The organism is Schlesneria sp., assembly GCF_036405755.1.
In the GTDB taxonomy this organism is placed as follows: Bacteria; Planctomycetota; Planctomycetia; order Planctomycetales; family Planctomycetaceae; genus Schlesneria; species Schlesneria sphaerica.
Genome location: NZ_DASWWZ010000492.1, coordinates 1 through 7,457, shown reverse-complemented (window position 1 = coordinate 7,457; position 7,457 = coordinate 1). Strand labels below are relative to the sequence as shown.

4 protein-coding genes and 1 pseudogene are annotated in these 7,457 nt (G+C 55.9%); 4 read left to right on the top strand and 1 reads right to left on the bottom strand.

Annotated features, from left to right (window positions below):
• The 4 genes and pseudogenes from VGE80_RS16560 to VGE80_RS16545 form a co-directional block, all read left to right on the top strand.
• Positions 1 to 239, top strand: a pseudogene (locus tag VGE80_RS16560) (hypothetical protein); the annotation flags it as partial.
• 1,138 nt (positions 240 to 1,377) lie between these two features.
• Positions 1,378 to 1,770 (top strand): ArsR/SmtB family transcription factor, encoded by a 393-nt coding sequence (locus VGE80_RS16555; protein WP_397568992.1) that lies wholly within the window; start codon positions 1,378 to 1,380, stop codon positions 1,768 to 1,770.
• Between the two features lie 17 nt (positions 1,771 to 1,787).
• Positions 1,788 to 2,450 carry a carbonic anhydrase gene (locus VGE80_RS16550; RefSeq protein ID WP_397568991.1) on the top strand — a complete coding sequence of 221 codons (663 nt, stop codon included), beginning with the start codon at positions 1,788 to 1,790 and terminating at the stop codon, positions 2,448 to 2,450.
• A 30-nt stretch (positions 2,451 to 2,480) separates the two neighbouring features.
• Complete coding sequence (locus VGE80_RS16545) at positions 2,481 to 3,422, top strand: bestrophin family protein (protein WP_397568990.1); 942 nt, start codon at positions 2,481 to 2,483, stop codon at positions 3,420 to 3,422.
• Positions 3,423 to 3,897: 475 nt separating this feature from the next.
• Here the strand turns inward: VGE80_RS16545 and rho are convergent, their stop codons facing one another.
• Positions 3,898 to 6,024, bottom strand: coding sequence for a transcription termination factor Rho (rho, locus tag VGE80_RS16540; RefSeq protein WP_440593434.1), 2,127 nt, complete (start codon positions 6,022 to 6,024; stop codon positions 3,898 to 3,900).
• Between the last annotated feature and the right edge of the window lie 1,433 nt (positions 6,025 to 7,457).

Here is a 7,457-nt window from a genome sequence, read left to right as displayed (position 1 = left end):
GTACCGGCAAGACTCTCAAAACAGCTCGAAAGTTTGGATCGGTCTACAGTTCTCCGATCGCCGTGGCTGACCGAATCTACTTCTTCGAAGATTCGGGGAACTGCACAGTCATTCAAAACAATGACCGTTTTGAGGTACTCGCTCAGAACGCACTCGGTGAACCTACCCAGACGACCCCCGCCATCAGTAACGGCAGACTCTACATCCGCACTGACTCACATCTGGTACAGGTTAAGTGACCAGCGTATCGCATGGCCTTCAGCAGACGTGACTGAACATCAGGCGTCTTACCTCGCTCAATCCACCCACGGCGAGCAGGTTGTCGCGACCAAGATCACTTCGCGGAAATTAGCCAACGCACGGGAGCATGATGCGATCAATCGAGTGCTCCTTGTTCTCGTTACTCGCAGTCGTTTTAAAAACCTATTCTGCCGAATGTGGTCAATCGAGTTCTGGACGAGAACCCAGGTGCAAGCGGGTTGACTGTATGAACGGGCTGGCACCGCGAACATTTTCATATTCACGGAACCACTGGCTGGGTGGCGAAGTTACTGTCAGACAGACCAAAACAAAGATCGACTGGGCTGTAGAAATGGCTCAGTCGCTCGAAGGTCGATAAGCGACGTCAGTAAAAATTATTCTGGCCTTCGACCATCTAAACACGCTCACTAAAGGTCTGTTTGACGAGGCATTCGAACCGGGCCGTGCCCGAAAACTCGTCCGACGGATCGAGTTTCACTACAGCCAAAAAAACACGGCAGCTGGCTGAACATCGCTGAGAATGAACTCCACTCGTCACCCGTCTCCCCTTCCCTCTCTCCCCCCTGCAGACGCATCTCCTGATTTCACAAGCACGATCTGACCGGGAGGATCTCTGCGGGGGGCGCTGGGTTCGGGGCTTGCGAGCCTTGGATCGCGGCGTTCAACAGACTCCGTTCCGGACGCTGCACCGCCCGTGGGATTGTCACCCGAGGTTGTCACTCTCCCGCTCTGCCGGTGAAATTCGCGACACTTTGTAGGGCGTTTGTGTGAGCCGGTAATGTCAGCATTGCCGATGGAAACCTTACGAGATTTTCATCCAATCTTCCTTGAACTGCGTTAGGGTCCTCCCCTTAGGGGACCTTTTCTGCCGCCTTAAAGGGTTACACAACTTCACATCCGTGAAACCTGCGAATACTTAAACGATTGAAATACAATGCCTTACAACCTCCAAAACCAACAGAACCAGTGCTAGAACCTGTGCTCAACAAGTTGTTTTCTGGCGAAATCGGGGGTGGTCATGGGAAAACCCTGCTTGACACAAAACTTACGGAAACGTAAGATTAATACATCCTTAGATTCAAATGTTTGAATCCATAAGACGAAAGGGACTTGCTTATGTCACACAAGACTCTTGTCGCCAAACAACTCGCAGAACTTTTGGGCGCACTCTCGCACCCCCACCGTATTCGCATCATCGAAGAGTTACGAGACGGTGAGCAAGATGTGAATTCACTTCAGCTCGCACTGGGAATCAGTCACTCCGGCGTGTCGCAACACCTCATGGTACTTCGAGCCAATCGGCTCGCGTCCGAACGGCGTGAAGGACGCCACGTCTTCTATCACCTTCGCCAACCCGCGATTGCAGGCTGGCTGCTGAAGGCGACTCAGTTCCTTGAGAAGGGAACGGTTGAAGCGGACGAACTACGAGAAGCGATCGACAAAACCCGTAAAGAATGGGCGGCCAGTTCGGATCAGTCCCATGTCGAAGTCCAAACCCCAACTAAGTAACGAGAGGCATCACGATAATGCAAAAGCTGATCAAGGGCATCCATCAGTTTCAGGAAGAAAACTTTCGACCCCTGCAGGGACTGTTCGAAAAGTTGTCCAAGGGACAAAATCCAGAGACACTGTTCATCACCTGCTCGGACTCCCGAATTGACCCGAATCTCCTGACGCAATCGCAGCCGGGCGACCTGTTCATTCTGCGAAATGCAGGAAACATTGTCCCTCCTCACGGAGCGGCGAATGGGGGCGAAGCGGCGACGATCGAGTTTGCTGTCGCAGCCCTCGGTGTCAAAGACATCATCATCTGCGGCCATTCTCACTGCGGTGCGATGAAGGGGCTTCTGGAGCCTGAGGCCGTGGCGACTCTGCCCGCCGTTTCGTCCTGGCTCTCACACGCAGAGACAACACGCCGCATCGTCCAGGACAATTACGGCCATCTGGAAGGTGACAAACTGGTCACCGCCACGGTCGAAGAAAATGTACTGGTTCAACTTGAGAATTTGCGAACCCTGCCCGCCGTAGCTTCGCGCCTGGTCAAGGGAGATCTTCATCTGCATGGCTGGGTTTATAAAATTGAAACGGGCGACGTATTTGCTTACGACTCAGCCGAGGGGCAGTTTGTTCCCGTGTCGCAGCACCAGCCCAGTGAAGCCCTCAGTCGGCGACGTACGGTCACCATCTGACATGTACACTGCACCCTGTGGAGGGAAAGCATGACAATCCGTGACTCTCGGAAATTCTGGCGTGAAGCGTTCACCTGGCATGGCTCAGTCACCCCCCTGGTGATGCCCAATGTCCTGTTATTCGGTCTGTTTGCGACCGTCGTCTGCCTGCTGGCATGGCTGGAAGAACGCTACTATCAAGTTGAAATCGGGCTGGAAATCGCCCCCTTTGAAATTGCCGGGGCGGCACTGGGCCTGCTGTTGATTCTCCGTACCAACGCAGGACACGATCGCTGGTGGGAAGCCCGAAAACTGTGGGGTGGAATCGTCAACCAGTCTCGAAACGTCGTCATCAGTGCCCTTTCCTACGGCCCTGAAGACACCGTTTGGAGGACGCGATTCGTGCGTTGGGCCGCAGTATTTCCGCATGTTTCCCGCTGCCAGCTACGGGGCGAACCCCTGTCGCCGGAGATCACTGAACTTGTCGGCCAGAACACCGCAGAGCAGATTGGTGCGTCAGTGCATCCCCCCAGCTACGTCGCCATGCAGATGGCGACGCTGCTGCGGGAGGCCTATGAAAGTGGCCAGATGGACCGTTTCGCATTCATGCAGATCGATCGCGAACGTGCCACGCTGATTGATCATATTGGTGCCTGCGAGCGAATCCTGAAGACGCCGTTGCCAAAGGTCTATGCCATCAAGATCCGGCGGTTCCTCGCCCTGTTCCTGCTCACGCTACCGTTTGCACTCCTGCACCGCATGAGCGGAGCATGGCTGGTTCCCGTGATCACAATGATGGTCGCTTATCCCCTGATGGCACTCGACCAGATTGGCATTGAACTTCAAAATCCGTTCGCCAAGGCCAATCTCAGTCACCTGCCGATAGGGGATATCTCGGCCAATATCGAAAAGAACCTGCTCGGCTTCCTGCGCGAAAAAGAAGAAGCCGCGATCGACGAAGAACTGCACCAACGGCTCAGCCTTCATCACTGACACGCACACCCTGGGCATCAGATGATACACAGCACAAGCCGGCCATTCCTCCACCCAGGGTGGAGGAATGGCCGGCTTGTGAATTTATCAAGCGGGGACTTCGTAGCCCTGACTCGACGTCACACTGAGTGACGTGCCAGTGATTGACCCAGTCGAGCCCCCTTCAGCACTCTGCACCAGGCGACTTCCACGACCTTCGACTCCCTCTGCCCCTCCATCGCGATCACCACCAACGGAGCCATGGAGCAGCCTGATTGGCGTGCCTTCGGGGCGACGGGAAGGTGCTGACCATACCTGCTTTGTCGTCACGGAGGGGAGCCACTGCTGCACAGCACGTCAATGCGGCACAATTTACAACCCGCAACGGAATCACGTCATCAGCACGGGAGAGAGCGCAACAAAAAAACCGCCCGATACGTCATCGACGCAGGGGCGGTTTTCAAATTGCGATGCCTCTTACAGAAGCAGCGATTCATTAAAGGATCGATCGGACTTTCGCCAGGAAGTCGGCGTTGGTCGGATACTTCTGCAGGATCCGAGTCAACTGTTCCATCGCTTCGACCGGGCTCAGAGAAACCAGGCTGCGTCGCAGCAAGGTGACCCCTTCCAGCACTTCGGGCGACAGAATCTTTTCTTCGCGTCGGGTACCCGATTTGGAAATATCGATGGCTGGCCAGATCCGTCGTTCGGCGAGTTCCCGGCTCAGCACCATTTCCATGTTTCCGGTCCCCTTGAACTCAAGGAAGATCGCCTCGTCCATACGGCTGCCGGTCTCAATCAGAGCGGTCCCGACCACGGTCAAGGAGCCCCCTTCATCAAACTGACGAGCCATACCGAACATCTTCTTCGGAATGTCCATGGCCTTCACGTCCAGACCACCGGTTCCCGTGCGACCCGTGTTCGTCCACTTGTTGAACGCGCGGGCCGTTCGAGTGATGCTGTCGAGCAGCACGAAGACGTCACGGCCGGCCTCGGCCATTCGCTTTGCCCGCTCGAAAACAAGCTGGCTGACACGAATGTGGTTTTCGACTTCGCGATCCAGCGAGGAAGCAACAACTTCCCCCTTCACCCGGCGACGCATTTCCGTCACTTCTTCAGGACGTTCGTCAATCAGCAGAACAATCAGGTAAATGTCCGGATAGTTCGTGCTGACCGAGTCTGCGATTTCCTGAAGCAGCATCGTCTTGCCTGAACGTGGCGGTGCCACGATCAGAGCCCGCTGCCCCTTGCCGATTGGCGTGAGCAAATCCATGACGCGCATCGTGATCGGCGAAGCACCCGTTTCGAGCTTGATCTGCACGTTCGGGTTGATCGGCGTCAGCGAATCAAAGTTCTTGATCTCGGCATACTGCTCGGGAAGACGACCTTCAATCGACTGAATCGAACGAAGGCGGGGGCCCTGCCCGCGGCCACCGGGAATGCTTTCTCCGGTGATCAACACCCCTTCACGAATGCCATACTTTTCCAGCAGTGAGCCGGACACGAACGAATCGGTTTCCTGCGAAACATAGCCCGCTTTCGGATCACGCAGAAAACCGTATCCCTTCGGATGCAGTTCCAGAATCCCCTGGACCAGCGTCACAGAGTCTGGACTGACGTTACGATCCTGATTCCCGCGGGGCTCGGAATAGTTGCGGTTCCCCCCGGGGCCGCTGTACTGCGAGCGCCGGTTGTCCTGTGACGGACGTCGCTGACCGCGACCGGAAGACTGCTGGCCGTAACCACCCTGGCCCTGCTGGCTGTAGCCACCTTGACCCTGCTGATTATATCGCCCCTGTTGGCCACGCTGCTGGGGCTGGCTTGGCTGTCCGCCCCCTTCGGCCTGTCCACCAGGACCACGTCCGCGTCCCCGACGACGGCGACGGCGACGATTCTGTCCACCTTCCTGGAAGCCATCTGGTCCGGTTGAGTAGCCGTCTCCACCTGACTGGCCGCCATTGGCACTGCCGGCCGATTCAAGCGAATCACCCGTAGAGGACTCGACGTGATCCTCAGGTCCGAAGCTCTCGGCGGTGCTTCGGGACTCGACAGTATTTCTGGGCTCAACGGTACGTGAAGTTGATTCAGCACGTGAAGTCGATTCAGCCGGTACTTCTCGCGGTGCTCGTGGTTCGCGAGGCGCTCGCGGTTCCCGGCCTTCGCGAGTTGATGTTGATCGCGATTCAGACGAACGGGATTCTTCTGATTGACGGGCTGCACGACTGGGGGCTGCAGCAGGAGTCGCTTCAGGCGACTCAACGGGAGCAGCCGCTTCGGGAGTTGCTTCTGCACTTCGACTCGCTGCGGTGGAGCGAGTACGGGTACGGCGGGGCCGCTCGGTGCTTGCGGTCGTGGCCGCACTCGAATCAGCGCGGCGGGTTCGCGTGCGGCGTGGAGCAGGTTCGGCTTCCAGCGCCTCGAAGTCCATGTCTTTTTCGGTGGGATAGCCTTCTGTTTCCGCTCGCACTGCCGCGATCTCGTCCAGCACATCTTCGATCAGCGGCTTAGCCGTCTGCGATTCCGCGCCACTCTCACGCAGTTCGTTGGATTCGGCCGCATCGACCTTCTTCGTACGGCGACGCACGACGCGCTTGGGAGATCCGGAACTTTGCTCTGCTGTCATAAACACTTCCATTGGCTAAACACGCTCAGCATGAGCGGGCAAGAATACCTCAACGCAGTCGAACGGCGGCTGCCATTCGGCGGAGTACACATCGGTCCAGATAGGAATCCCCAGCACATCCAGGCGGGTTCCGTTCAAGTTGTCTGACCCCGTCAAACGGGATCCAAGATGAAACAAACGAAGAAAAAAACGTTTCCAAAACTGATTGATCAGGGACTGTCAAAAGGCAGCTCAACACCCGAAGGACAATTCCTGCGATACGCACGAGAAACCGAACCCAGCTTCGCTCGATCGTTACTGTCCCCGCCTGTGGCGAAAGACCGTAAATTTTGACCTGAATACGAAAAATTCCTTACCTGCCCGACATTCTCGACTGCAAAAGTTTTCGTGAACCTCACATGCGAGCGCGATTGGGATTCGCTTCGATAGAAGTGTTCTCGACGAAAACGAGCCGGTGCCAGGCAAATCCAACTCGTGAAAACACGTTGAGTGATCGTCGAAAGCCTAAAGCGGAATGCAAGCAGAAAGCGTTCCGAACTGAAGAGCTAGAGGACGAAGAACTCAAGATGCCACAGCCCCCATTTCTTTGAACACCGAACTGCAACGGATACCGTCACAACTCGAATTCCTGGGAACCGTCACGAACACGGGGACATCTTGCGAAGCGAGGTGACTCATTGGACAGGCCGTTGAGTCAGTGCCTTTCGGAAAGCACGTATCGACATTGGGATCATATCGAGCTTAAGAGTTATGTCAATTCAAGTCTTTTGCACAATTCCCCAATTTTCATCAGAGTTCTCCAATGAGATCGGAAATTCGCTGAAATTTCCCTCCTCTGCCCCTGACCGGCCCCTTCAAAGGATGCCTTTTTTCGCTGCAAAACAGACCTGTTCAGCCCCTTCCATCACCCTCTCGAATCCCCTCGTCACACCTCCCGCAAAACCGACGGAAACGACGAATTTTCACCCGCCACGCGCGCGTTGACAGCTCCCTTTCACCCCGCATCGCACCATCATCCCAATTGAGCCGCACCTCCCTGGCCCCAAAATCGACTCTGCAGTCCCACCCTCGTCCGAGCAACAAACCCTCTCACACTTCGACCGGCTAAGCACAAAGCCAGGACAATCCGTTACACCAGCCGTTGCTGCCCATCGTCTACTGATTGCGTTCGCTCAACTCCCAAGTCCTGTAGCGTGCCTCTGGTTGGAACGTGTCTGGAACAAGAACCATGCGCTCATGTCCGCAGATGCAGACATCCCCCCCAAAGCAAAAAGACCGCAAGAGTCCCGAAACTTGCCCAGAATACCGCTGGTCAACGGGGCCATCGAGACATTAGTCTGCACCGTGAATGCAGCTGCTCGTCTTCCCACCGAAACGAAACTGTGATTCATTCGGTCCCTGACCGGACTTCGCGGCAGTTCCTGACAGATCTT

Bases quoted from the DNA above. Each gene is read 5' to 3' on its own strand.
- VGE80_RS16550 (WP_397568991.1), top strand. From the start codon at position 1,788: ATGCAAAAGCTGATCAAGGGCATCCATCAGTTTCAGGAAGAAAACTTT.
- rho (WP_440593434.1), bottom strand. From the start codon at position 6,024: ATGACAGCAGAGCAAAGTTCCGGATCTCCCAAGCGCGTCGTGCGTCGC.
- VGE80_RS16555 (WP_397568992.1), top strand. From the start codon at position 1,378: ATGTCACACAAGACTCTTGTCGCCAAACAACTCGCAGAACTTTTGGGC.
- VGE80_RS16545 (WP_397568990.1), top strand. From the start codon at position 2,481: ATGACAATCCGTGACTCTCGGAAATTCTGGCGTGAAGCGTTCACCTGG.